Source organism: Thalassospira sp. MBR-102 (assembly GCF_040549275.1).
Taxonomy (GTDB): domain Bacteria; phylum Pseudomonadota; class Alphaproteobacteria; order Rhodospirillales; family Thalassospiraceae; genus Thalassospira; species Thalassospira xiamenensis.
In genome coordinates, this window is record NZ_JBEPTC010000003.1 from 450,948 (window position 1) to 477,355 (window position 26,408).

23 protein-coding genes and 2 tRNA genes are annotated in these 26,408 nt (G+C 54.9%); 13 read left to right on the forward strand and 12 right to left on the reverse strand.

The window, feature by feature from the left end:
• Positions 1–11: 11 nt before the first annotated feature.
• From ABIE64_RS08675 to ABIE64_RS08685, 3 genes are all read right to left on the reverse strand, one after another.
• Entirely contained in the window at positions 12–476 is a 465-nt protein-coding gene (locus ABIE64_RS08675) for an RES family NAD+ phosphorylase (RefSeq protein WP_071239747.1), read from the reverse strand.
• Entirely contained in the window at positions 473–922 is a 450-nt protein-coding gene (locus ABIE64_RS08680; RefSeq protein WP_354377159.1) for an Xre family toxin-antitoxin system antitoxin, read from the reverse strand. Before ABIE64_RS08680 ends, ABIE64_RS08675 begins: the two co-directional genes overlap by 4 nt.
• 95 nt (positions 923–1,017) lie before the next feature.
• Positions 1,018–1,878, reverse strand: coding sequence for a LysR family transcriptional regulator (locus ABIE64_RS08685; RefSeq protein ID WP_354377160.1), 861 nt, complete (start codon positions 1,876–1,878; stop codon positions 1,018–1,020).
• Between the two features lie 124 nt (positions 1,879–2,002).
• On the opposite strand from ABIE64_RS08685, the gene ABIE64_RS08690 reads away from it, so the two are divergent.
• A complete protein-coding gene (locus ABIE64_RS08690; RefSeq protein ID WP_354377161.1) occupies positions 2,003–3,322 on the forward strand; it encodes an aspartate aminotransferase family protein in 1,320 nt (439 codons plus the stop codon).
• Between the two features lie 87 nt (positions 3,323–3,409).
• Here ABIE64_RS08690 and ABIE64_RS08695 read toward each other — a convergent pair whose 3' ends face one another.
• Positions 3,410–4,897 (reverse strand): methyl-accepting chemotaxis protein, encoded by a 1,488-nt coding sequence (locus ABIE64_RS08695; RefSeq protein ID WP_354377162.1) that lies wholly within the window; start codon positions 4,895–4,897, stop codon positions 3,410–3,412.
• 266 nt (positions 4,898–5,163) lie between these two features.
• Here ABIE64_RS08695 and ABIE64_RS08700 point away from each other — a divergent pair, with 266 nt between their 5' ends.
• Positions 5,164–5,472 (forward strand): Dabb family protein, encoded by a 309-nt coding sequence (locus ABIE64_RS08700; protein WP_354377163.1) that lies wholly within the window; start codon positions 5,164–5,166, stop codon positions 5,470–5,472.
• A 35-nt stretch (positions 5,473–5,507) separates the two neighbouring features.
• Here the strand turns inward: ABIE64_RS08700 and ABIE64_RS08705 are convergent, their stop codons facing one another.
• Positions 5,508–6,677: an EAL domain-containing response regulator gene (locus tag ABIE64_RS08705; RefSeq protein ID WP_341363750.1), complete on the reverse strand. Its 1,170-nt coding sequence runs from the start codon at positions 6,675–6,677 to the stop codon at positions 5,508–5,510.
• Positions 6,678–6,925: 248 nt separating this feature from the next.
• Here ABIE64_RS08705 and ABIE64_RS08710 point away from each other — a divergent pair, with 248 nt between their 5' ends.
• From ABIE64_RS08710 to ABIE64_RS08725, 4 genes are all read left to right on the forward strand, one after another.
• Positions 6,926–8,068, forward strand: coding sequence for an endonuclease/exonuclease/phosphatase family protein (locus ABIE64_RS08710; RefSeq protein ID WP_071239741.1), 1,143 nt, complete (start codon positions 6,926–6,928; stop codon positions 8,066–8,068).
• 198 nt (positions 8,069–8,266) lie between these two features.
• Positions 8,267–9,280: an HlyD family secretion protein gene (locus tag ABIE64_RS08715; RefSeq protein ID WP_354377164.1), complete on the forward strand. Its 1,014-nt coding sequence runs from the start codon at positions 8,267–8,269 to the stop codon at positions 9,278–9,280.
• Positions 9,277–12,042 carry a ribosome-associated ATPase/putative transporter RbbA gene (rbbA, locus tag ABIE64_RS08720; protein WP_354377165.1) on the forward strand — a complete coding sequence of 922 codons (2,766 nt, stop codon included), beginning with the start codon at positions 9,277–9,279 and terminating at the stop codon, positions 12,040–12,042. Before ABIE64_RS08715 ends, rbbA begins: the two co-directional genes overlap by 4 nt.
• 5 nt (positions 12,043–12,047) lie before the next feature.
• Positions 12,048–13,190 (forward strand): ABC transporter permease, encoded by a 1,143-nt coding sequence (locus ABIE64_RS08725; RefSeq protein WP_354377176.1) that lies wholly within the window; start codon positions 12,048–12,050, stop codon positions 13,188–13,190.
• 15 nt (positions 13,191–13,205) lie between these two features.
• Here ABIE64_RS08725 and ABIE64_RS08730 read toward each other — a convergent pair whose 3' ends face one another.
• From ABIE64_RS08730 to ABIE64_RS08740, 3 genes are all read right to left on the reverse strand, one after another.
• Positions 13,206–13,466: a SemiSWEET transporter gene (locus ABIE64_RS08730; protein WP_007091776.1), complete on the reverse strand. Its 261-nt coding sequence runs from the start codon at positions 13,464–13,466 to the stop codon at positions 13,206–13,208.
• Between the two features lie 213 nt (positions 13,467–13,679).
• A tRNA-Val gene (locus ABIE64_RS08735) sits at positions 13,680–13,756 on the reverse strand.
• A gap of 17 nt (positions 13,757–13,773) precedes the next feature.
• A tRNA-Val gene (locus tag ABIE64_RS08740) sits at positions 13,774–13,850 on the reverse strand.
• 206 nt (positions 13,851–14,056) lie between these two features.
• On the opposite strand from ABIE64_RS08740, the gene ABIE64_RS08745 reads away from it, so the two are divergent.
• Both ABIE64_RS08745 and ABIE64_RS08750 read left to right on the forward strand, forming a co-directional pair.
• Positions 14,057–14,923 (forward strand): N-formylglutamate amidohydrolase, encoded by an 867-nt coding sequence (locus tag ABIE64_RS08745; protein ID WP_354377166.1) that lies wholly within the window; start codon positions 14,057–14,059, stop codon positions 14,921–14,923.
• A gap of 41 nt (positions 14,924–14,964) precedes the next feature.
• A complete protein-coding gene (locus ABIE64_RS08750; RefSeq protein ID WP_007091774.1) occupies positions 14,965–15,534 on the forward strand; it encodes a GNAT family N-acetyltransferase in 570 nt (189 codons plus the stop codon).
• A 447-nt stretch (positions 15,535–15,981) separates the two neighbouring features.
• Here ABIE64_RS08750 and ABIE64_RS08755 read toward each other — a convergent pair whose 3' ends face one another.
• From ABIE64_RS08755 to dgcN, 4 genes are all read right to left on the reverse strand, one after another.
• Positions 15,982–16,158 carry a hypothetical protein gene (locus ABIE64_RS08755; RefSeq protein ID WP_175484470.1) on the reverse strand — a complete coding sequence of 59 codons (177 nt, stop codon included), beginning with the start codon at positions 16,156–16,158 and terminating at the stop codon, positions 15,982–15,984.
• A gap of 191 nt (positions 16,159–16,349) precedes the next feature.
• The gene (locus tag ABIE64_RS08760) at positions 16,350–17,513 is read right to left on the reverse strand and encodes a GGDEF domain-containing protein (RefSeq protein WP_354377167.1); all 1,164 of its coding nucleotides are present in this window, start codon (positions 17,511–17,513) and stop codon (positions 16,350–16,352) included.
• Positions 17,514–17,926: 413 nt separating this feature from the next.
• The gene (dgcA, locus tag ABIE64_RS08765) at positions 17,927–18,907 is read right to left on the reverse strand and encodes an N-acetyl-D-Glu racemase DgcA (protein WP_354377168.1); all 981 of its coding nucleotides are present in this window, start codon (positions 18,905–18,907) and stop codon (positions 17,927–17,929) included.
• 1 nt (position 18,908) lies between these two features.
• Entirely contained in the window at positions 18,909–19,913 is a 1,005-nt protein-coding gene (gene dgcN / locus ABIE64_RS08770; RefSeq protein WP_071239736.1) for an N-acetyltransferase DgcN, read from the reverse strand.
• Positions 19,914–20,183: 270 nt separating this feature from the next.
• On the opposite strand from dgcN, the gene ABIE64_RS08775 reads away from it, so the two are divergent.
• The 5 genes from ABIE64_RS08775 (at position 20,184) to ABIE64_RS08795 (ending at position 26,176) form a co-directional block, all read left to right on the forward strand.
• Complete coding sequence (locus ABIE64_RS08775) at positions 20,184–21,533, forward strand: glutamine synthetase family protein (protein WP_114095297.1); 1,350 nt, start codon at positions 20,184–20,186, stop codon at positions 21,531–21,533.
• Between the two features lie 204 nt (positions 21,534–21,737).
• Positions 21,738–22,841 (forward strand): polyamine ABC transporter substrate-binding protein, encoded by a 1,104-nt coding sequence (locus ABIE64_RS08780; protein WP_354377169.1) that lies wholly within the window; start codon positions 21,738–21,740, stop codon positions 22,839–22,841.
• 412 nt (positions 22,842–23,253) lie between these two features.
• Positions 23,254–24,414 carry an ABC transporter ATP-binding protein gene (locus tag ABIE64_RS08785; protein WP_354377170.1) on the forward strand — a complete coding sequence of 387 codons (1,161 nt, stop codon included), beginning with the start codon at positions 23,254–23,256 and terminating at the stop codon, positions 24,412–24,414.
• A complete protein-coding gene (locus ABIE64_RS08790) occupies positions 24,411–25,340 on the forward strand; it encodes an ABC transporter permease subunit (RefSeq protein WP_037987892.1) in 930 nt (309 codons plus the stop codon). The genes ABIE64_RS08785 and ABIE64_RS08790 overlap by 4 nt, the downstream gene beginning before the upstream one ends.
• Positions 25,337–26,176 (forward strand): ABC transporter permease subunit, encoded by an 840-nt coding sequence (locus ABIE64_RS08795; protein WP_007091765.1) that lies wholly within the window; start codon positions 25,337–25,339, stop codon positions 26,174–26,176. The genes ABIE64_RS08790 and ABIE64_RS08795 overlap by 4 nt, the downstream gene beginning before the upstream one ends.
• The last annotated feature ends 232 nt before the right edge of the window (positions 26,177–26,408 follow it).

Here is a 26,408-nt window from a genome sequence, read left to right on the forward strand (position 1 = left end):
CGCCCAGTTTGCTATAGTCGCGGATCTGGCGTGAAATCAAGTTCGGTCGCGTTTTTGACCATGCTGGAAAATAACGGGTGTTTCGGGTTCAGCAGATAATTCCGCTCCCCCGGAATCACAACGCTGGGCACGGCAAGCGCCAGACCGGCCCCCTCATCAAGCCACGCATCGCCGATTTCGGCGGTCGATGGCGGGGCCGGTTCGGCGCGCCAGTCGGGCGGGATGCGATCTTGTGGCAAGTCGGCAATTTCGGCGGCAGGAATGCGCAGTTCAAACATCGCATAGCTTGAAAGCAGCCGGTAATCGTTCAGATGGACCATGATTTCAAGCATCGCAAGCGACTGCGATCCGGCCAGATAAATCGCCGATTTTCCCCGGCTGTTCCAGCGCCCGCCATAAAGCCGCGCCCCTTCGCCATCAAAGGCAGATGATTTCCATTTCTGCTTGACCAGACGATAGGCCGCAATGCCACTCATGCAAAGACACCATGTTCCAGCCGCCCGATCAGATCAAGCACAGCATCGGTCCCCGCCGATGTCGCAATCATTTCCGCCGGACGCGCCCCGCCAAGCCCATGAACAGGGCTCAAAAGCCAGTCGCGCGCCTGATCCCGGTCACCTTCAAACAAATCGGTGGCCGCACTCAGCACTTCGGCAAAGCGATACAGCTTGTCGCTTTCATCAACCTTGAACCGGCCAAGTTTCGCCCGGCGTTGCAGGGTCGCCATCGGAATAACGACATATTTTGCCAGTTCCTTGCGATCCAACCCGGCAGCAGACGCCAGCTTGCCATAGGTCGCGTAAGGAATACCCTGCTGCAACGCTTCATGCAGCTCCGGCCCACGTGCGGGAATACCGACCGCCTTCCAGAAGGTCGCACCGCTATCATTGGTGGCCTTGATATCCGCAACAGCAGAAGGCATCGGACCCTCCATAAAAATCAAATGAGACACCATCTATATATCATTTGATTATCTTAAGACAAGGACGATACCGATAAGCATGCCAACAGGGTCTCTCACAAAAATGGCAACAAGTTCCGGATATGATCTCCAAACGCACTAATTGCAGGGCTACGCGCAGTGCTTGACGTCACGACCTGCAAACCCAATTGCGGCAAGGCGGGCATCGGGGATTTGAGGATGTAAAGGTCCGCCGGGACGGCTTTTTGCATCATGACACTGATCGCAAGGCCAGACCGTGCCACCGCGATCAGGCCGGTCAGGCTGTTGCTGGCATAGGATATTTTATAGCGTAGCCCCGCCTCATCCATCGCATCACAGGCCGCCTTATGATCCATGGCGTTTGAGGCTGGCATCGCAAGCGGAATGGCGCCATCGGGGAAATCGTGAAGCTCCAGCGTCGGTTTGCTTCCGACCCAGGCAAGCTGTTCGGTACGCACGATCTTTTGCCGGTCATGGATTTCCGGGGTCGAGGTAATGGCCATATCGATCTGGCTGGCATGCAGCAGGCGGGTCAATTCCGGGCTTGGGGCCGATACCACCTTGATCTCGACATCCGGGTGGATGGTGCCAAAGCTTTTGAGCAAAGCCGGGAAAAACGTGATCAGGTAATCCTCGGGACAGCCAAACACCATCGAGCCATGCAAACCCTTGTCGGAAAAGGCCGAAACCGCCTCGTCATGCAGGCGCAAGATCCGTTCGGCATAGCCCAGAAACCGTTCCCCCGCCCCGGTCAGGCTGACGCCGCTGCCGCTTCGGTGAAACAGGCTTTGGCCCAGCGTTTCTTCAAGCCGCTGGATCTGCATTGTCACGGTTGACTGGGTTCGGCCCACCTGAATGGCCGTGGCACTGAGCGTGCCGGAATGCGCGGCGCGCACGAATGTCGCAAGCAGTTTGAGATCAAGCAGGGTCTGCATCGTCGCACTAGCACTATATCAATTTTTCCAATACCAGAATGCCATAACTATCAATTTTACGGGTGGCGCGCCAGCAGATACGATGAGGATCAGCCAAAAGACACACGCTTTCAGGGAGCCCATCATGTCGCACAACGCCGATCCGAAATTCTGGGATGCCGCCAAAAAACACCTGATCCGCTATGGCAGCACGTTTGAACCCGCCATCATCGAACGCGCCAAAGGATCGTTCGTTTATGACGCCGATGACCGCCCCATACTGGATTTCACATCCGGTCAGATGAGCGCCCTTCTGGGTCACGGCCATCCGAAGATCGTCGAAACCGTGCAAAGCCAGGTCGAAAAAGTCGCCCATCTGTTTAGCGGCATGCTGTCCCGCCCGGTGGTGACATTGGCCGAACGTCTGGCGGAACTGGCACCGGGGCTGGATCGGGTTTTGTTGCTCTCCACCGGGGCAGAGTCCAACGAGGCCGCGATCCGCATGGCAAAGCTTGTCACCGGCAAGCATGAAATCGTCGCCTTTTCCAAAAGCTGGCACGGGATGACCGGCGTTGCCGCATCGGCAACCTATAGTGCCGGGCGCAAGGGATATGGCCCGGCGGCCGCCGGATCATTCGCCATTCCCGCGCCCAATGCCTTTCGCCCGCGTTTCAAACATGCCGACGGGTCGCTTGATTGGCAGACAGAGCTTGATGACGCCTTCAATCTGGTCGACAGCCAGTCGACCGGCAATCTTGCCGCCTTTATTGCCGAGCCGATCCTGTCATCGGGTGGCATGTTGCCGTTGCCCAAGGGATATCTGGCCGCCCTTAAGCAGAAATGCGTTGAACGCGGCATGTTGCTTATTCTGGACGAGGCCCAGACGGGCGTGGGCCGCACCGGCGATATGTTCGCCTTTGAACGCGATGGCGTGACACCCGATATCATGACCCTGTCCAAAACCATCGGTGCTGGCCTGCCACTGGCGGCTGTCATGACCACGGCTGAAATCGAGGATGCCGCCCATGAAAAGGGTTTCCTGTTTTACACCACCCATGTGTCCGATCCCCTGCCCGCTGCGGTCGGTGTGACGGTGCTTGACGTGGTGCGCGACGAGAAACTGGTCGACCGCGCCCGGACATCGGGTCAGAAGCTGTTTGATGGATTATCAAGGCTCAAAGACCGGTATGATTGCGTCGGCGATGTGCGCGGGCGGGGGCTTATGCTGGGTGTGGAGATCGTCAAACGTGGCGCGGACGGCCAGTTCCGGGAACCCGATCATGATCTGGGGGCCGCGATTGCGACCGAGGCGTTCAAAAACGGGCTTAGCATGAATATCGTCAAGCTGCCCGGCATGGGCGGTGTATTCCGCATCGCCCCGCCGCTGACGATCAGCGACGCGGAGCTCGACCTTGGCCTGTCGATCATCGCCAAATCGATTGAGGGGGCATTGTCGGGCCGCTAACCGCCCCTTCTTCGCCCCGCCAAAAAAGACAAAAGCCCGGCTGATCTCTTACCAACCGGGCTTTTATCGTATCGGATATCGTCGGACCTAGCGCGTCAGAACTTCGGCAGCTTCGCGGGTACGTTTGACCGATCCGCCAACCCCGCTTGAAATCGTGCGGATTTCGTCAAGCCGCCGGACAAGCTCATCGACCGATACGGCCATTGTCTGCATGTTTTGCGACACGCTTTCGGTCACTGCACTCTGTTCCTCGACCGAGGACGAAATATTGGTCACGCTATCGCGCGCGGTTTCGATGGAACCACGAATGGTTTCAAGCGAGTTGACAACCTCGTTTGAAATTTCCTGCACACCGCTGATTTCGGCCGAAATCTGATCGGTGGCCTTGGCAGCCTGATTGGCGAGATTTTTGACCTCGTTGGCGACGACGGCAAAGCCTTTGCCAGCCTCGCCCGCGCGCGCCGATTCAATCGTCGCGTTCAATGCCAGCAGGTTGATCTGCCCGGCAATGCCCTGAATGACTTCAACAATACCGGTCATCGCAGCAACCACATCGGCCATTTTCTGGGTCGACTGGTTGGCGTTGACGGTTTGCGAGAACGCACGTTCGGTTTCATCGCGGCTTTGCGCCATGCTGCGCGAGATTTCCGCGATCGAGGCGGAAAGTTCCTCTGCACTGGCGGCAACGGTCTGGACCGAGTTGGAGCTTTGCGCCGCGGCGGATGTGCCGCTCAGGGCGGCCTCGTCAAGACTTGCGATATTGCTGTCAATTTCGGTGAAATTGTTGTCAATCATCGCTTTCAGGTCGATCAGAAGCTGCACCTGCTCGGTAATATCGGTAGCGAGCTTGATCACCCGTTCAGGTTTGCCATTCTGATCAAAAATCGGGTTATAGGTCGCCTCAAGCCAGACTTCCCTGCCGCCTTTTGCAATCCGCTTGAACTGTGCGGCCTGCACATCACCCCGGCGCAAGCTGGCCCAGAAATCCTTATACTCGGTTGATTGGGCATAGCCCGGGGCGACAAACATGCTGTGATGCTTGCCGACAACCTCCCCTTCGGAATAGCCCATGGTTTTCAGGAAGTTCGCATTGGCCTTAAGGATTTTGCCCGTCAGATCAAATTCGATCATCGCCTGGGATCGGTCAATCGCGGTCAGAACGCCGTCGTTAAGCGCCCGTTCCTTGCGACGTGCGGTGATATCGGTCGCAAACTTGATGACCTTTACCGGCTTTCCTGCCGCATTCAGGATCGGGTTATAGGTGGCTTCAAGCCAGACTATATCCCCGTCCTTGCGCACACGTTGAAATGCATCGGCTACGAATTTTCCATCCGAAAGGGTTTTCCAGAACTGCTTGTATTCCGGGCTTTTTGCGTAATCGGCAGTGACGAAAATCGCATGGTGCTTGCCGACGATATCGCCAAGCTCATAACCCATCGTCGAAAGGAAATTGGCATTGGCCGTCAGGATTTTGCCATCCAGCGAAAATTCGATCACCGCCATCGATCTGCCAAGGGCTTCATAGATCTGCTGTCCTTGTGAAGATCCATTGTTCCCGAAAATACTGAAAGCCATATCACCTATCCCCTTTTCACCCGATTACGACTGCGCAAGGGAAAAACACCTAATACCACGCAACCAAACCTATCCTAAAGTATGTATTTGATACTATATTTCAAGAGGAAAAATTTACGGAAGTGCGGTATGTCACATTATTTCAACCAAAACTTTTGGATAAGCCATTATGCCATTACGCATAATAGCCTGATCCCCTCTATTGACACCCAACGCGATATACCGGTTCAATCAAGCGTCCCCGTCGCCAAGTGAAAGGCCCCGCCATGATCCGTCATATCGTCCTGATCAAATTCAAACCCGGTATTGACGAGGCGGCGATCACCAGCCTGTTTGATGCACTGGCAGAACTTGGCAACCAGATCGCAGGGATGCGCGGATTTGATGGCGGCGTATCGGTCAGCCCGGAAAAACTCGAACAGGGTTTCACGCACGGTTTCTGCATCGATTTTGACGATGCCAGGGCGCGCGATGCCTATCTTGCGCATCCGACACATCAGGCGCTGGGTGCCGAACTGGTCAAAGCCGCCGATGGCGAGATTTCCGGGCTGATTGTATTTGATCTGGAGATGTAAGAATCAGGCTTAGCCGTTCAAAGGTAAAACAGCTTTCAGCAAAGGGCAAAAGCACCGGTCGGTATTTTATCAAGCGCTGCCGGCCTTGCGAAAAAGAAGCCCTGCATTTCTTCAACCCCAAGCGCCTGCATCCTTTGCGCAACATTGGCGTCTTCGACACCTTCGGCAACAACGCGCAGGCCCAGATCATGCGAAGCTTTCACAACCCACGCCGCAAATGATGATTTGAGACAATCCCCGTTTGCTGTTGCGATGAATTCGCGATCAATCTTGACCCCGGCGAAAACACCGGTTTCCAGAAGCTCCACCGAATTGCTGCCCGAGCCGAAGTCATCAATGTAAATCGCAACACCCCGGTTTTTAAGCATTTTGGCATTGGCAAGAAATGCCGGGTCTTTGACGATGTCGCTATGTTCGGTGATTTCGACTTCGATCCTGATATCGCGAAGCAGCATATCGCTTCGGAAATGAAGGATTTCTTCGAGAAAGCAATTATTGCGAATGGAATAGGGCGAACAGTTGATCGAGACGGTCGGCGAAAAATCGAACCGGGACCGGATATCCTTGGCCTGCCTGCGCACTTCATTCATCACCGCTGTGGTCAGCAGGTTGATGGCCGGATGCCCTTCGCAGGCCAGAATGATTTCCTCAAGAAGGAAACGTTTCTGAAGGTTCGGAAAACGGATCAGGACTTCAAACCCGCAGGCCAGGCCGGTCTTTGTCTCGATGCGCGGCTGAAAGACAATCGAATAACCGTTATTTTTGATCGCCCGCATGACCAGCCCCGGTGTAATCAGGGTCCCGGCCAGATCAATCGCCCGCGAACTCAGCGCCTGTTCGATGGATTTGCGGATCAGTTCAATCGATGCGGGCTTGGATAATATGCACGATACAAAAGCCGTGTTGATGGCCTTGTTCATTGCAGAATTATCAAGATGCCCCGATAGCAGAACACGCGGGATATTCGGCGCAATACTGACCATTTCGCGTAACAACCGCATGCCGGAAAAGCCCGGCATGGCCAGATCCGAAACAATCACGTCAACTTTTCGATGATTATCGCGCAGCCATGAAAGAGCCTCGACCGGATCGGAGAAGGAAACCACGTTGTAACGCTGCCCCAGGGCCCGCGCAACGCCACGCAGCAGATTTTCGTCATCATCGACAAAAACGACGGTCGGTTTGAAGGGGTTAACGTTGTTCATATTTGCAAAGCCTTCCCGATGAAGCAGGACGCGATCCCGCAGTGCTTCACACAACCGATCGCCCGTTACATGCCGGACCCTATGGCGGGTCGGGATTTCAAAACATCCCCATATGGGGACTAAATCGCCCGTCCTTCCCGATATCGTCACAAACATGACACTTCATATTTGACACCATGCCCGCATAATACCTGTGGTAGAATTTCATCCTTCACCACGCCACGGCGACATGAGCATCGGGGCACGTCATGCGGATTGCTGCGTTTAACGTCGAAAACCTGTTTGACCGGGCAAAAGTCTTTAACGATGAAAACCCCGAAGCCCATCGCGATGTGCTGGATGCCCATGCAGAACTGAACAAGCTGTTTGAAAAGCTGGTTTACAGCGATGCCGACAAGGCACAGATGTTAACGTTGATAACAAAACTGGGCATGTTGCGCGGCGACGAAGGCCCCTTTACCCGCATTCGCAAAATCCGTGGCCAGCTGATTTCACGCCCGCGCCCGCCAAAACAGCCCTATATCAAGGCCGATGGCCGCGATGATTGGGTTGGCTGGTGTGAACTTCGCATGGGGTCGGTAGACGAAGCGGCAATGTTAAACACCGCACGCATGATCGGCGATATCGGGGCGGATGTTCTGGCACTGGTCGAGATCGAAAGCCGCCCGGTATTGTTGGCGTTTCAGGATTTCATGCGCGAAAAGGGCGTTTTGCCGGTGCCCTATCGCCATATGATGATCATTGATGGCAATGACGGGCGCGGCATTGATGTCGGCCTTGCTACCCACGAAGGTTACCCGATTGGCGAAATGCGCAGCCACGTCGATGACCTGAAACCCGACGGAGCCCCGATTTTCAGCCGCGATTGCCCGGAATATGAAATCATCACACCATCGGGCGCGCAGATCATGGTCCTGCCCAACCATTTCAAAAGCAAATATGGCGGCAATGACCCGGCAAGCCGCGCCAAGCGACTGGCGCAATCATTGGCGGTTGCCGCCTATTACAATCGTCTGATCGCCGAGGGGTTCGAAAATATCGTGGTTCTGGGCGATCTTAACGATACCCCCGACAGTCCCGAACTTGATCCGTTGCTGCATGGTACGGCCCTTCGGGATGTGTCGGCCCACCCGAGCTTTACCGAGTTCGAATTCAATGCCGGGAATGGCGACCGCGGGACCGGCACGCATGGCCTTGGCAATGATGATGATAAAATCGATTATCTTTTGTTATCGCCTGCCCTGTTTGACCGCGTCACCAAGGGCGGCATTTACCGCAAGGGCATCTGGCCAGGATCACGCCCGCCGCGTTGGGAAACCTATCCCGACCTGATCAGGAAACATCAGGCAGCATCGGATCATCACCTGATCTGGGCTGATATTGATATCTAAGCGCGTTGGATCACAATACCTTTCGCGACCTTCCTGATACTTTTCTAAATTGCGTAAGATCAAAGATTTACCTTGCCGTTCAGGTCAGGATCATTCCAGACTTTATCGCGTTAAAGCTATAACCTGCTTGCGATAACCCCTATATGCCGATGGCACATCCGTGGCCACAAACCCGGCAATCCTGTCTTGGAGGGCGGAATGAGCAAACTGCGCGTGCCTTTGGCGATCCTTGTCGTGATCGTCGCGATTGCCGGGGGCGGTTACTATTACTGGCAGCAAAATCAGGAAACCCTTCCCGAATTCATCGCCAGCGGCAATGGCCGGATCGAGGCCGAAGAAGTCCGGGTGGCAACCAAATATGCCGGCCGGGTCGACGAGGTTCTGGTCGATGAGGGCGACGTGGTGCAAGCCGGTCAGGTTCTGGCGCGGATGGATACGGCCGAACTTCAGGCCAGCCTTGCCAAGGCCCGCGCCGAAGTTGCGAGTGCGCAACAAGGCATTTTCGAAGCCAGGGCCGATATCGCTCAGAAAGAAAGCCAGCTTTCCCTCGCGCAGCGACAGCTTGAACGCGCCAACGAGCTTGTCAAAAACAACAATATCGCGCGTGAACAGGTCGATCAGCGCAAATCGGAACGCGACGTGGCCGAGGCCGCCCTTGCGGCGGCAAAATCGCGCCTGACAAGCAGCGAACGTAATGTCGAAGCCGCCCAGGCCGAACTTGACCGCATTCAGGTGCAGATCAATGATTCCGTGCTTAAGGCACCGCGCGGCGGGCGGGTGCAATATCGCCTTGCCGAACCCGGCGAAGTTCTTGCGGGTGGCGACCCGGTGGTAACGGTTCTGGATCTCACCGATGTTTACATGACGATCTTCCTGCCGACCCGGCAGGCCGGTTTGGCCTTTGTCGGCAACGAGGCGCGCATTGTTCTGGATGCCGCACCGAATTTTGTGATCCCGGCCTATGTGTCATTCGTTGCCGATGATGCGCAATTCACCCCGCGCGAGGTCGAAACCAGAAGCGAACGCGACAAGCTGATGTTCCGGATAAAAATCCGCATCGCGCGCGAATTGCTTGAAGAACATAGCAAACGGGTCAAAACCGGCCTGCCCGGCGAGGCCTATGTCATGCTGGCCGATCATAAAAACTGGCCGGAACGCTTTACCCCCAATGTTCCCGATGACGCGACACTGAACCAGAGCCTTCAGGAATGAGTAATGCTCCTGCAAATGGCGCAAATCTTGCCGCGCGGCTGGACCATGTCCGCCACCGATACGGCCATGTTCATGCGCTTGACGATATCAGCCTTGATATCCCCACAGGTCGGACCATCGGCTTTATCGGGCCCGATGGTGTGGGTAAATCCACCGCCCTTGCCCTGATATCGGGTGCGCGCAAATTGCAGGATGGCGTGGTCGAGACGCTGGGCGGGCCGATGGACGACACGCGCCACCGAAACAGCGTTCTGCCCAAAATCGCCTATATGCCCCAGGGGCTGGGCAAAAACCTTTATATGGACCTGACGATCCGCGAGAACCTTGAATTCTTTGGCCGTTTGTTTGGCCAGTCGGCGCGCGAACGCAATGACCGGATTGAAAAGCTGGTAAAGGCGACCGGGCTTGAACCCTTTACCGAGCGCGCAGCCGGCAAGCTTTCCGGCGGGATGAAGCAGAAGCTTGGCCTGTGTTGCGCCCTGATCCATGATCCGGAAATATTGATACTGGACGAGCCGACAACCGGCGTCGATCCCCTGTCACGTCGACAGTTCTGGGAACTGATCGACCAGATCCGCAAAACCCAAAGCGGCATGACCGTGCTGGTCGCAACCGCCTATATGGATGAAGCCGCCCGTTTCGACCAACTGATTGCGATGAATGACGGCAAGGTGCTGGCAAGCGGCACAGCGGAAGAGATTTTGGAGCGCACCGGGGCCGATAACCTTGAGACCGCGTTTGTAAGGCTGCTGCCCGAAGAAGAACGCAAGGGCCATAAGGACCTTGTCATTCCGCCGCGCACCACACATGGCGATGTTCCAGCCATCGTCGCGGACGGCCTGACCATGCGGTTTGGCGATTTTACAGCCGTCGATAATGTCAGTTTCCGCATTGAAAAGGGCGAGATTTTCGGGTTTCTCGGCTCGAACGGGTGCGGCAAGACGACAACCATGAAGATGCTGACCGGGCTTTTGCCCGCGACCGAAGGCACGGCAGAGCTTTTCGGCAAACCGGTCGATGGGCAGGATACCGAACTTCGCAAACGGGTCGGCTATATGAGCCAGGCCTTTTCGCTTTATGCCGAGCTGAGCGTCTATCAGAACCTTGAGCTTCACGCGCGGCTGTTTCATCTGCCGTCAGATCGGATTAAGCCGCGGATTGACGAGCTTTCCGAACGGTTCGGCCTGAGCGAATATCACGATGACATGGCTGAAAGCCTGCCGCTTGGCGTGCGGCAACGTTTATCGCTTGCGGTTGCGATCATTCACAGCCCGGAAATCCTGATACTGGACGAACCGACATCGGGCGTCGATCCGGTGGCACGTGACGCGTTCTGGCAATTACTGGTCGAGCTTTCGCGCGATCAGGGGGTGACGATTTTTATCTCTACCCATTTCATGAACGAGGCGGAACGCTGTGATCGCATATCGCTGATGCATGCGGGCAAGGTATTGATTAGCGACACCCCGCATGAAATTACGCAGAAACGCGGTTGCGAAACGCTTGAAGAAGCCTTCATCAGCCATCTGGAAGAAGCCAGCGGCATTGATGACAACGCCCCTGCCCCGGATGCATCGGCCATGAACGGGGACGATGAAACCGGTGCGATGAAATGGAAACCGGCCAAGGCATCAATTTTCAGTTTGCGCCGTTTGTGGGCCTATTCACTGCGCGAAACCATGGAACTGATCCGCGATCCGATCCGGTTGATGTTTGCCTTGCTGGGTACGGCGATTCTGATGCCGGTTTTCGGGCTTGGCATTACCTTTGACGTTGAAAATCTGACATATGCCGCACTCGACCGCGACAGGACGGAAACCAGTCGCACCTATCTTGAAAACCTTGCAGGGTCGCGATATTTCAGCGAACAGCCGCCGTTAAACAGCAATGACGAGCTTGAACAAAGGTTGCTGTCGGGCGATATCACGCTGGCGATTGAAATTCCGCCGGGATTTGGCCGCGACCTTGAAGCCGGACGCAGCCCCGAAGTCGCCGCAACCATCGATGGCACCATGCCGTTTCGCGCCGAAACCATCCATGGCTATGTCGAAGGCATTCACAGCAAATATCTGAACGAACGCAGCATGCGCAACACCGGTTTGCCCGCGCAAACTCTGCCGGTAAGCATTGAGACGCGCTATCGCTATAATCAGGATTTCAAAAGCATCTATGCCATGGTGCCATCGGTGATTGCGCTGCTGCTGATGTTTATTCCCGCCGTTCTGATGGCGGTCGGCGTGGTGCGTGAAAAGGAACTGGGATCGATCACCAACCTTTACGTCACGCCGGTCACGCGGATCGAATTCCTGATTGGCAAACAATTGCCCTATGTCGGGTTAGGCCTGATCAATTTCGTTCTGATGGTCGCAATGGCGCTGTTCTGGTTCGAAGTCCCGATGCAGGGAAATCCGCTTACCCTTATTGTCGGGGCCTTCCTGTTTGTTTTTGCCACAACCGGTTTGGGGCTTTTGATATCGTCCTTTACCAAGACCCAGATCGCCGCCCTGTTCGGAACCGCGATTGCGACGATGGTGCCCTCGGTCATGTTTTCCGGAATGATGCAGCCGATATCCTCGCTTGAAGGGGCGCCCGCCGTGCTCTCGACCATCATGCCGACATCGCATTTCATGTCGATCAGTGTCGGGGTCTTTACCAAGGCGCTTGGCTTTGCCGAACTTTATCCCCAAATCCTGACCCTGGTGATTTTCTTCCCGGCATTGACCGTACTTTCGATGCTGCTGCTTAAAAAGCAGGAGGCATGACCGCGATGTATGGCAAACGGATTGAAAATATCTATCGCCTGGGCATCAAGGAGCTTTTCAGCCTCCGTCGCGATGTCGTGTTGCTGATCCTGATCTGCTGGGCGTTTTCATTTGCGATTTACAATGCCGCCACCGGCTTTTCCCATGACCTTAAAAACGCATCGATCGCGATTGCCGATCTGGATAAATCCAAATTGTCGCGCCAGATCGGTGATGCATTTCTGCAACCATTTTTCAAGATACCCGGGGAAATCAGCGAAGGTGACATTGACGCCGCCATGGATGGCGGCGAATACACCTTTGTTCTGGTGATCCCGCCCGATTTTGAAAAAGACCTTATTGCCGGTCATCAGCCGGAAATTCAGCTTAACATCGACGCCACCGCAATGATGCAGGCCGGGATCGGCCAAGGCTATGTCAGCAATATCATCGCCCAGGAAGTCCGGACCTTCATGGGCGGGGTTTCGGCCTATGTCGCGGCAAATCACGAACCACCGGCGACACTTGTGACACGTTATGCCTATAACGAAAACGCCACCAGTTCATGGTTCACCAGCGCGATGGAGATCATCAACAACATCACCATGCTGTCGATCATCCTCTCGGGAGCAGCACTTATTCGTGAACGCGAACATGGCACGATTGAACATCTGCTGGTGATGCCGCTTGATCCGTTTGAAATCATGCTGGCAAAGGTCTGGGCCAACGGGCTTGTGATCCTGATCGCCAGTGCGGTATCGCTGTTCTTTGTCGTCGAGCTTATGCTTGGCGTGCCGATTATCGGCTCCAAGCTGCTGTTCTTTGCCGGAACCATGCTGTATCTGTTTTTTGCAACCGCCCTTGGCATTTTCCTTGCGACCATGACGAAATCGATGCCGCAATTCGGGCTCCTCTTCATCCTTGTCGTATTACCGATGCGGATGTTGTCGGGCGGAAATACGCCGCTTGAAAGCATGCCTGAAACGCTTCAGAACATCATGCAATTCGTCCCGTCCAGCCACTTTGTCAGCTTTGCACAGGCGATCCTGTATCGCGATGCCGGGATAGATGTCGTCTGGCAGGAATTCCTGATCGTCTTCGTGATCGCCGCCCTGTTCTTCGCCTTTAGCGCAATCAGGTTCCGCAAAAGCATCGCGGCAATGCGATAGAACCGGAAGCTCCGATTATCCGTGGCGCAGCTTGAAGAACAGGATGGTCGAGGCCAGGACAAGGGTAAAGCCGTTGGCAATGATCACCGGCCAGTCGCCACGGACCAAGCCATAAACCAGCCAAAGCGCGATCCCGGTGCACAGGATCAGAAACATCACAAGTGAGATATCAGCGGTCGAGCGGGTGCGCCAGGTGCGGATGACCTGCGGCAGGAAGGCAATCGTGGTCAGTGATCCGGCAAGAAGGCCAAGGGCGGTTTCGAAAGACATGATCATTGCAGGCCTCCGTCAGATCATCGGGCCGAATGACAAGGCATCAGGCCGAAACAGAACGCTCGTTTGAATGCATTCAACACATATTGCACACGACTTCAAGCGGGAAATATCCGGGCCGATCATGATGCGCTGGAAGCCTTGATAACCTTGGGAAATGAACGGTTTCTGGGGCCAGAAACACAAAACCCCGCTCGGAAACCGGCGGGGAGGAAATGGTGGGCCTAACAAGACTCGAACTTGTGACCTCTCGCATGTCAAGCGAACGCTCTAACCAACTGAGCTATAGGCCCCTGTATTTGGGGAAAGATGGTGGGCCTAACAAGACTCGAACTTGTGACCTCTCGCATGTCAAGCGAACGCTCTAACCAACTGAGCTATAGGCCCTCTTACCCATCTTTCATCTGACCGGCCTTCAAGGCAGAAGGCTTGGCCAGCACCGTTTGTGACGGCGAGGCGGTATTTAGCTCAAGGCCGTGAAAGGTGCAACCCCTCAATTGGATTTTTGACAAAAAATCTTCATCTATGGGGGACGGGATGGATCGCTGTTGCTATGATCATCATCCAGTTTAGGGAAGACATAACAAACGACAATGAACCAGTTGCCATCGGATCTTACCGGCAATGGACCGGCAACCGTCATCCTGCCATCCCGGCAAACCCTGCCGGTGGTGTTTGCATCGCCCCATTCCGGGCGCCATTATCCGCAGGAATTGATCGAGATTGCGCGCATTGATTCGTTTGCGCTGCGCGCGTCCGAAGATGCGTTTGTCGATCAATTGTTTGCCAGTGCGCCCAAACTGGGCGCCCCCCTGCTGTGCGCGACATTTCCGCGTGCCTTTGTCGATGTCAATCGCGGGGCGCTGGAACTTGACCCGCGCATGTTTGACGGCCCCCTGCCCTCGGACGCCGACATTCATTCGATGCGCGCCCTCTCGGGACTGGGATCCATCCCGCGCGTCGTCAGCGGCGGGATCGAAATTTACAAAACCCGCCTGCCGGTCACCGAGGCAATGCACCGGATCGATACCTTTTATCACCCCTATCACAGTGCGCTTCGCAAACTGATCGATGCAACGCGCGATCAGTTTGGCTATTGCATCCTGATTGACTGCCATTCCATGCCCGGTGATTCTGTCGACAGCAGCAAAAACCGCGTTGATCTGGTTCTGGGCGATTGCTATGGAAGTTCCTGCCATCCGTCTTTGACGCGCTTTGTCGAAGATCGTGTCCGCGATCTGGGCTTTACCCCGTCGCACAATGATCCATATGCAGGCGGTTTTTGCACGCGACATTACGGGCAACCGGAAAACAACGTGCACAGCCTGCAGATCGAGCTTTCACGCTCGCTTTACATGGACGAAGACACGATCACGCCCCATCGCGGATTTGACACCCTGCGCGAACAGATGACGCATCTGATATCGTGCTTCCACGATCTTGACGGGAATCCCTTCTGATGACATCCAGCCCCGTTTCTTCCACACCATCAGGAAAACCGATGCCAAATGGTGCCGCGCCCTTGGAGGATCTTGTGATCCGCGATGCCGAGCCAGAGGATTTTGGCCGCATTACCGAAATTTACGGCCACCATGTCCTGCATGGCCTGGCCTCGTTCGAGGAACGTGCGCCTGAAATCGCCGAACTGACAACCCGCTGGCAGCATGTCCGCGAACGCGGCCTGCCCTATCTGGTGGCGGAAATTGATGGCCGCGTCGAAGGCTTTGCCTATGCTGGGGCCTATCGTCCGCGCCCGGCGTACCGCTTTACGGTCGAGGACACGATCTATATCGCGCCCGATGTTGTCGGCAAGGGGGCCGGTCGCGCGCTTCTGTCCGAACTGATCAAACGCTGCACGGCCCTTGGCTATCGCCAGATGGTCGCCGTGATCGGCGATAGCGCCAATGTCGCCTCTATCGGGTTACACGCGCGCCTGGGCTTCCGGGTGGCGGGCACATTGCAGTCGGCAGGATTCAAACTTGGCCGCTGGGTCGATAGCGTGATCATGCAGCGCGGCCTTGGTGACGGGGATGGCAACTTCCCGGAACGCGATCCAGGGCGGGAGAAATAACCCCTATGCCATAACCTTGCGACACGCGAACAAAGGCACCAGTCAGACAGACGGTGCCTTTTCTTTTTGATGCCGATGGAGAATGGCATTCACCCTTCACCATGGCGCGAGTTGCACCGCACAATCCCGCGCAGGCGACATAATGATATTTCCGGCGCGAATTCCCGCACCCCAGAAAAACCTGTAAAACCCTGGAATTCAGGCAAAAAAGAAGGCCGCCTGTGACAGCGGCCCAAGTCTAGGGAGGAAACGTCCAAGAAACGAGCGACAAGTCGCTCGCCGGAATGCACTGCGTCCTACCGCAGCGCACAAATAGACATTACCCATTAGATCGGGCGAACGCAACACGTTTTTGACTATTTTTTTATCAAAAAAATTAATGCCCTTTTTTTGGTCAAAATTTCACCAAACTGACACTTTTTCGAACTGAATCCCGGCCAGATGCGGTCATTTTTTCAGCATCCCCATTTTTCCGCGCCACGGTTCATTTCCGAAAAATCGGCAAATCTGATCAAAAGTTGTAATCAGAAATGGCGGAAACACTGCGATTCCATCAGCAGAGTCGAAAATTCGGCTTTCGATTCCCATCATGAGAATCTGCTCCAAACCCGCAGAAACTCTCATTTACGCGGTCTCGCACCCATCAGCATCGCGGAATCCCGAAAAATACAATCGGGTAAAATTGCCCCGCAACATGCCCAATTGGGGCAGATTCGCAAAAAGGCGCCCCAAAAAGCGGCGCCTGTCGAAATCTAGGAATAAGCAGAAGAAGAACCTTATGCCGGACCTTCGAAAAGGCCGCAAAGGTCGCGGGGTTAATTCAGGGTCTGATTGACGACCTTGCTGGCATCGGCCGCACGCGCCGATGACGTGGTGGCAGCAGCCCCGGAAATCTTGCGACCCGACAGGCCATCAGCAACGATCTGTTCGTGGTCATGGCGTTTTTTGGCGTCATACATGCGCTGATCGGCAAGGTCGATCAGGTTATGCGGCTGGGAAATGACATCTTCGATCCGCTCGGCCAGTCCGTAACTTGCCTGCTGGGTCAAACCATTGGCAAGATCGGCAAGACCCGGTGCCATGACGCGATGCATGACTTCATTTGCACGCGCCAATGTCAGGTCAGGCAGAATAACAAGGAATTCCTCCCCGCCCCAGCGGATAACCAGATCCGTGCTCCGAAACCGATGCGCCAGATTGCGCCCGGCTTCTTCAAGAATGCGGTCACCGTAATCATGGCCGAACTGATCATTGATTTTCTTGAAGTCATCAAGATCGACAAAGGCCACGGTAAGCGGGCTTCGCTTGCGATAGGCGGCTTCAAAATTAAGACGCAGCATTTCCATGCCAAAGGCACGGGTATAGACCCCCGTCAGCGGATCAATCGCAATTTCCTGCGCGGCAACAATCGTTCGATAAAGCTGAACCATGGCCGCCATCACCGCAAGCGGCAGCAAGACGGGCAAAATCATTTCAACCGGCACATAACCGCCTGCAACGGGCCCCTGCGCACCAAAGAACAGCAACACAACGATCGGAGAAACCATTATTCCCGCCTCGGCCAGTGTCAGCGGCATGATGGCAATCAGGACAACAATGCCAAGAAGCAGGAAACTGTGCGAGGTCAGCATCTTTGGCGACGCCGCAAGATCAAGCCCCGAAAAACCGCACAGCAAGGCGGCGGCAATCACAAGAAACAGCATCGGCAGATAAGGCGCACGGCGACGCCATTTCGAACTGACCGCCCGATTAAGCAGCACCACAACCGCAATCCCCATGACAAGGAGGCGCATGATCACGGCTTGCGATTGCCAGAAGCCATTGCCATAGGCCCCGTCCCAGATCGGGACAAGCGCCAGCAGAACGAGGGTAAAAAAGGCCGCGAAGCGCGCGGTTAGCTGTACCGATTCCTTACGCCGCAGATGCAGAAGTTCTGCATGCCGGGGCGTATAAAGAAAATCACGATATCGACATCGCAAGGGCCCTGCGAAGCGTCGACTATCTCTTCGGGGACCGGATAGCACGCGGGTCAGCTCCAACTCATCTATGCGAAGGAGCCACTGCAGCCCCGAATAACTGCATGATCGTTCCCTGATTTAACCGGCAATTCAACTATCCAGAAGAGGTGGCACGCTGTTTTTGAATTAATTTTTAACTAATTAAGAGAGAAAAAATAGAAACAACCACCTGTTTCAACACAATAATTAACGTATTTTCGCGCCCCTAAGTTGTTTTTCACAACAACAGCACCCTTAAAACCGTAACGCGAATTGCGAAATGGTCGCGACTCGCATCATCCCGAAATCATAAGCCGCACCAAAAAGAAACCGCCACACCGAAAAACCGGTATGGCGGCAAAAATCAACAGAATTTCAGGCTTAGCCCCGGGAAATTAGCCCCAAAGGGCGCGATCAGGAAGCCCCATGACACCCTTGTCAAACGCCAGACCGTTTTCACGGTCTTTTGCCATCCATAGCGGACCGTCAAGATCAACAATGCGGGCATCGGCGGCGACGATCATCGCCGGTGCCATCGCAAGCGATGTCCCGACCATGCAGCCGACCATGATCTGCATGCCAACCTTGGCGGCAGCATCGGCAAGCTCAAGCGCGCCGGTCAGACCGCCGGTTTTATCAAGCTTGATATTGATCATGTCGTAAAGCTGCGACAAACGCGGAATATCGGCAACGGTATGGATCGACTCATCGGCACAAAGCAGCACCGGACAATCAAGATCAATCAGACCGTCATCCTGCCCGGCGGGCAGCGGTTGCTCGATCATTTCCACACCAAGCGCGTCAAGCTCCGCACCGATATCCTCAAGCAGCGCAATCGACCATGCCTCGTTGGCATCAACAATCAAACGCGATGTCGGCGCACCTTCACGAACCGCACGAACGGATTCGAGAACGTTTTCGCCGTTAAGCTTAAGCTTGAGCAACGGTGCAGACGCCGCCTTGCGCGCGGCTTCACGCATCGCATCAGGCGTATCAAGGCTAAGCGTTTCAGCCGTAATCAGGCCTTCGGGTGCCTTGCGTTCGGCAAGTTCCCAGGCACGACGCCCAAACCGCTTTGCCTCAAGGTCCCAATAGGCACAGTCAACGGCGTTGCGCGCCGCACCGGCCTTCATCGCGTCCTGCAATTCCTTTCGCGTCATCCCACGCGAAAGGGCATCAGCCTGGGCCTCGATATCGGCGATGACGCCTTCGACGGTTTCGTTATAACGGGCATAGGGAACGCATTCCCCATATCCGGTATATTCACCGTCGGTCAGGGCGACCTTGACGACATGGGCCTCGGTCTTGGCCCCGCGCGAGATTTTGAACGCCCCGCGCAGCGGCCAGACTTCAGATGTGACACTTATGCGCGGCACATCAGATCTCCTGCAATTTGTCGACGATCGATGCAACACCGGTCCGAACCGGGTCCACACATGGCAGGCCAAATTCGGCTTCGACCTCGGCCAGAAGCTTTTTGGCCGCCGCATCGTCAAGCGACTTGGTGTTGATCGCAAAACCGGCAACCACACAATCGGGGTTGGTCAGGCGCGCATGCATCAGGTTGACGTCCATCGTGGTTTTCAGGTCCGGCAACTTATAGCCCGGCAGACCACGCATGTGGGTACGGGTCGGTTCGTGGCAAACGATGATGGCATCGGGCTGCGAACCATGGATCAGCCCCATGGATACACCGGCGAACGAGGCATGGAACAGGCTGCCCTGCCCTTCGACAACGTCCCAATGGTCCGGCTCGTTGGCCAGCGCAATGGTTTCAACCGCGCCGGAAATAAAGTCCGAAATCACGGCATCAACCGAAATGCCTTCGCCCGCGATGAAAATACCGGTCTGGCCGGTGGCACGGAAAGTCGACTTCATGCCGCGCTTTTTCATTTCCGCATCAAGCGCAAGGGCGGTGTACATTTTCCCGACCGAGCAATCGGTCCCAACCGCCAGAACGCGTTTGCCCGGACGTTTTTCACCGTTACCGACCGGCAGCTTGCCATCAAAGTGACGGACGTCGAAAAGCTTCACACCTTTGGCATTGGCGGCTTCGACCAGTTCGGGAATCGTCGAAAGGCGCGTATGCAGACCGTTGGCGATATCCATCCCGGCATCAATCGCCGCCAGAAGGGTTTCCATCCATGCCGGTCCGATAATACCGCCGCGGTTGGCAACGCCCAGAACGATGGTTTTCACACCGGCGGCTTTGGCTTCGGCAATCGACATTTCCGGCAGGCCAAGATCGGCCTGACAGCCCGGAAGGCTTAGCTGTGCGACACACCATTCGGGGCGCCACTGCTTGATGCCAATCGCGGTTTTTGCCGCCAGTTCGTCGGGTGCATCACCAAGAAACATAAGATACGGATGTTCGATTTTCATTTTACCTCCTTGACCAGCGTCCAACCGCTGCCCTTATAATCTGAGGCGACTATAACGCAACTTGGTGGGAGCCATCCAGATATATGAATTGATATCTTCGACTATCCACCGAAATACTCGCACAAAATTCGAATATCGAAGCAAATAACAAAAAAACATTCTGAATTCATCGAAGACAAACCTCCTTTCTTGTGAATTTGACCGGGAAACGCCCGGAAAAAGCAAGAAAATGCAATTTTGAAGGACTGGCGCGAAAGCGTCCGACTACACATGAGTACCGATCTCAAAAAGTGGCTTTCTGACCGCAAAATTGAAGAAGTCGAATGTATTGTCCCAGATATGTCCGGGGTGGCACGCGGCAAGGTTCTGCCAACGCAAAAGTTTTTGCGCGGGCTTGAAGCCAAAAGCCTTGCCATCCCCGAGGCAATTTTTTCCATGACGGTCACCGGGGGCTACCCGGAAGAAACCGACGCGTTTCTCGACCCGGCGGAAAAAGACGTTGTGATGGTCCCCGATCCGGAAACCATTCGCGTCGTGCCGTGGTACGAAGAACCGACAGCGCAGATTATTTGCGACTGTTATCATTTTTATGGCGACGAGGTGTCGATCTCACCGCGCCACGTTCTGAAACGTGTCCTTGCGGCCTTTGAAGAACGCGGCATGAAACCGATCATTGCCCCGGAACTTGAATTTTATCTGGTGGCAAAAAACACCGACCCGGACAACCCGCTTGAACCGCCAATCGGACGTTCGGGCCGCCCGGAACGGGCATCGAACGCCTTTGGCATCGATGCGATCAACGAATTCGATCCACTGATCGAAGACCTTTACGACTATTGCGAGGCCATGAATATCGACGCCGATACCATGAGCCACGAGTCGGGCCCCGCCCAGCTTGAAATGAACTTCAATCACGGCGCGCCACTTGAACTGGCCGACCAGGCGTTTCTGTTCAAACGCACGCTGCGTGAAACCGCGCTCAAGCACGGGGTCTATGGCACATTCATGGCCAAACCGATGGGCAACCATCCGGGCAGTGCCATGCATATCCATCAAAGCGTCGTCGACATCAAGACAGGCAAAAACCTGTTTGCCGATGACAATGGCGATAACTCGCAGATGTTCCTGAACTATGTCGGCGGCTTGCAGCGGTATCTGCCTGCTGCCATGCCGCTTCTGGCACCGAACATGAACAGCTACCGCCGTTTGCAGCCCTGGTCGGATGCGCCGATCAACATGCACTGGTCCCTTGATAACCGTACGGTCGGCCTACGCCAGCCTAACGGTCCGGCCAATGCTCGCCGCATCGAAAACCGGATTCCGGGTGCCGATGCCAACCCGTATCTGGCGATTGCGGCATCGCTTGCCTGCGGCTTGCTCGGTATTATCGAGGAAATCGATCCGACCGCCCAGATCGAGGGTTCGGGTTATGACCGGGCACACTCCCTGCCCCGCCACATCCACGAGGCGCTGGCAAAATTCCATCGGTGCAAACCGCTAAAAGACCTGTTGGGCGAAGAATTTTCGGCCGCCGTTCTGGCCGTCAAGGAAGCCGAATGGGATGCCTATCAGACGGTGATCAGCGCGTGGGAGCGTGAACACCTTCTGCTGAACGTTTGATTGAATTCTTGCGCCGGGGCATCATCTCTGGCGCAAGAATGTTGCATGATGAATGCCTAATTTTTCACTTGATGCGAAAAATGCCCAAAAATCCATCTTGTATTTGACAAAAACCTGAGGCATTCGAAGGATATGAGGGTCTTGGAGAAAGCAATAACAGGACCTTCAAATTTTCAAACGCTGCCACATGGGAGGCTCAGCGAAATGAAATCACTTCTTAAATCTTCCAGCCTGGTTGTCCTTGCCGCAGCCCTTTCGGGCTTTGCCGCAAGCGCATCGGCACAGGAAGTCCTTAATGTTTATAACTGGTCTGACTATATCGGCGAAGAAACCGTCGCCAATTTCGAAAAGGAATATGGCGTAAAGGTCAATTACGACGTCTATGACAGCAACCAGGTTGTCGAAGCCAAACTGCTGGCTGGCAATTCGGGTTATGACCTTGTCGTTCCGACTCTGGCCGATGCACAGCGCCTGATCCAGGCGGGCATCTTCCAGAAAGTCGACAAATCCAAACTGGAAAACTTTGGCAATCTGGACAAGGTAATCCTGAACCAGACCGCCAAATACGATCCGAACAACGATTACGCTGTTCCGTACCTTTGGGGCACCAACGGCATTGGCTATAACGTTGCCAAGGTTCAGGAAGTTCTGGGTGACGATGCCCCGCTCGATAGTTGGGCGCTGGTTTTTGATCCGCAATATGCCGAAAAACTGTCGAAATGCGGTCTGACCATGCTTGACGATCCGGGCGAAATCGTGCCGCTCGTCAACTTCTATCTTGATAAGCCAGATTCCAAACAGTCGACCGCGGATATCGAGGCCGCAATGGCCGAACTCGAAAAAATCCGTCCCTACATCACCTATTTCCACAGTTCGCAATATATCAACGACCTTGCCAACGGTAACGTCTGCGTATCGATCGGCTGGTCGGGTGACGTTGGTCAGGCTGCCCTTCGCGCCGAAGAAGCCGGCAATGGCAACGAGATCAAATACGTGATTCCGAAGGAAGGCACACTGATCTGGTTTGACGTGATGATGATTCCGGCCGATGCGCCGAACCCGGATTTGGCCCACAAATTCATTGATTACATCCTGCGCGCCGATGTCGGTGCCGATCTTGCCAACTATGTCGAATATGCCAGCCCGAACGAGGCTGCCATGGAATTCATCGACGAAGATCTGAAAGCCGATCCGGGTGTTTACCCGTCGCAGGAAGTCAAGGAACGCCTGCGTTCCAAGATCGAGCCGGGCTCGAAAGAACTTCGTACCCGTACCCGTCTGTGGACCAAACTTAAAACCGGCCAGTAATCGATCAATAAATCGATCAAGTAATCGGTCCGGTTAATACCAGACATGCCCAAAGGGGCGCTGCACAGTTCGCAGCGCCCCTTTTTTGTGACATTGCGAACTGTGACTCGTGATGACGTGCGTGAAATTGCGCAGGATGCCAAAGCCGCGCTAAACGAAGATGAAACCGCCAACAATGCACATTTTCTGAACACCTCTGCTGACTTTTCCGCCATTTATCGCAATTTCAACCACGAAACGTTCGAAATATCGCACACCCCTCTTTACAGATTGTGGAATTGCTTCATCCTGTTAATCAGGCAGAACCAAAACATCGGACGGCAAGCTTCGGCCAACCGCGCTCGAATGCATAGCCGGGCATGTCGCCCGATGTTTTGGGTATATCTCGACAACAAACAAGGGGAGAAGCTTGGTGTCGCAGGGGGCTTTGCAGAAAGCACACGAGGATGTGCACAAGACTCAGCCTTGGAACAATCCCGACGCGGTCCCGTTTATCCGTTTCGAGAATGTGACCAAGAAGTTCGGCGACTTTTATGCCGTCGATGATGTGTCGCTTGATATTTACCGACATGAATTATTTGCCCTTCTGGGCGGATCGGGCTGCGGCAAAACAACCCTTTTGCGGATGCTGGCCGGGTTCGAGGAACCGACAGCGGGCAAAATCTTCATCGATGGTGTCGATATGGCAGGCGTCCCGGCCTATGAACGCCCGACCAACATGATGTTCCAGTCCTATGCCCTGTTCCCGCACATGACAGTCGAACAGAATGTTGCCTTTGGCCTGCATCAGGACGGATTGCCGAAATCGGAAATCCGCACGCTGGTTTCCGATATGCTGGCCCTTGTGCAAATGACCAAATTTGCCAAACGCAAACCCCATCAGCTTTCCGGCGGGCAGCGCCAACGTGTTGCTCTGGCGCGATCCCTTGTCAAAAAACCAAAGGTTCTTCTGCTCGACGAACCGCTTGGCGCACTTGATAAAAAGCTGCGCGAACAGACACAGTTCGAACTGGTCAACATTCAGGAAAAGGTCGGCACCACCTTTGTCATGGTCACCCATGATCAGGAAGAAGCCATGACAATGGCATCGCGCATTGCGGTGATGAATGAAGGTGTGATCCGTCAGCTTGGCACCCCGTTCGAACTTTACGAATATCCCAACAGCCGCTTTACCGCGAACTTCCTGGGTCAGGTCAACCTGATCGAAGGAACGCTTGTCGATGATGACGAAAAATACGCAGTTATTCATTCCGACGATGCCGGTGGTGAAATTTATATCGACCACGCCGTTCAGGGCCACGAAGGGGCGACGCTTTGGATCGCGCTTCGCCCGGAACGTTTGCGCCTGCTGACCGAAAAACCGACCGATACGAAATATAATTGCCTGTCTGGCAAGGTCGAGGAAATCGGTTATCTTGGCGGGCTTTCGACCTATCACGTACGCCTTGATAGCGGTTTCCGCATCAAGGTCACCGAACCCAATTCCAGCCGCCATATCGAACCACGTTACACGTGGGAAGATCGCGTCTGGGTAACGTGGGAGGCCGGGGCTGCTTCGGTTCTGAACCAATGAGCAGTGACAAGCCAACCCTGAAACAACGTTATGATCGCCTGATGCTCAAGCATGGCCGGGTCCTTGTGATCGGCCTGCCCTATCTCTGGCTGATGCTGTTCTTCCTGATCCCGTTCCTGATCGTTCTGAAAATCAGCTTCGCCACCGCCGAATACGCCCAGCCGCCCTACAGCGCGCTGTTTACGTGGATTGACGAAGGGGTCAATATCACGATCAATTTCGGCAATTACCTGTTTCTGCTTAGCGACAGTCTTTATATATCGGCCTATCTGAATTCGATCCGGATTGCGGCGATTTCAACTGTGATCACGCTTCTGATCGGTTATCCGATGGCCTATGGTATTGCACGCGCGCAAGGATCGCTTCGCAGTGTGCTGCTGATGATGGTGATCCTGCCGTTCTGGACCAGCTTCCTGATCCGCGTTTATGCCTGGATCGGCATTCTGGACCGCGAGGGGCTGATCAATGCGCTGTTGCTCAATCTCGGCATCATTTCCGAGCCATTGATCATGCGTCAGACCGAATTCGCGGTCTATATCGGCATTGTCTATACCTACCTGCCCTTCATGATCCTGCCGCTTTATTCCACGCTGGAAAAAATGGATGTCAGCCTGATCGAGGCCGCCCTTGATCTTGGCTGCAAGCCTTGGAAAGCCTTCATGAAGGTGACGCTGCCCCTATCGATGCCCGGCATTCTGGCCGGATCGCTTCTGGTGTTCATTCCGTCCGTTGGCGAGTTTGTCATCCCGGAACTTCTGGGCGGGCCGAATACCCTGATGATCGGTCGAACGCTTTGGAACGAATTCTTTGCCAACCGTGACTGGCCGATTGCATCCTCGGTCGCGATTGCGATGCTGCTGTTCCTTGTCGTACCGATCATGTGGTTCCAGCACATCCAGACCAAGCAGGAGGAAAACGGACAATGACCGGCAAACGTTCGACTTTCCTTCTAAGCGCCTTGGTGTTCGGCTTTGCATTTCTGTATGTCCCGATCCTGCTTGTGATCATTTATTCGTTTAACGAGGGCAAGCTGGTCACCGTCTGGACCGGTTTCTCGTTCAAATGGTATGTATCGCTGTTTTCCAATGACGGCATGATCGATGCCGCCTGGAACAGCCTTCGGATCGGGGTGATGTCGGCAACGCTGGCCCTTGCGGTTGGCACACCGGCCGGGCTTGTCATGTCCCGTTTCGGACGGTTCAAAAGCCGCACCCTGTTTTCGGGCATGGTTGCCGCCCCGCTTGTGATGCCCGAAGTCATCACCGGCCTGTCCCTGCTATTGCTGTTTGTCACCCTTGAACAGTTGATCGGCTGGCCAGCCGGGCGTGGTGTAACCACGATTGTGATCGCACACACGACCTTCTGTGCCGCCTATGTCGCAGTTGTTGTGCAATCGCGACTGGCGGGCATGGATACCTCGGTCGAAGAAGCCGCGATGGACCTTGGCGCCAAACCGGCAAAGATTTTCTTTGTCATTACCCTGCCCATGATCCTGCCCGCACTTCTGGCCGGGTGGCTTTTGTCTTTCACCCTGTCACTTGACGATCTGGTGATTGCAAGCTTCGTCGCCGGTCCGGGTTCCACAACCCTGCCGATGAAGGTTTTCTCATCCGTGCGGTTGGGTGTTTCGCCGGAAATCAACGCGCTCGCGACACTGATCATCCTTGCCGTATCGGTGATGATCGTGATTTCCAGCCTTCTGATCCTGCGGTCAGAACGGGCGCGGACCCGATCCATGAACCAGACGACAATCGATACCTGATGTCATGTCGCCCAATGCAAAAAAGCAGCACCTTCGCGGGTGCTGCTTCAGACTGCTGACAAAGTCCTCGCCATTGGCGGGGATTTTTGATTCAATGGGGAATGCTTAAGAAACCCAGCCCACATCAAACCGAACTTGAGATGGTGACACTCGACAGTTTGGTCCCCAGCGATCATTTGCTTCGTAAGATCGATGCCGTGATCGATTTCAGTTTTATCCATGCGCGCGTGGC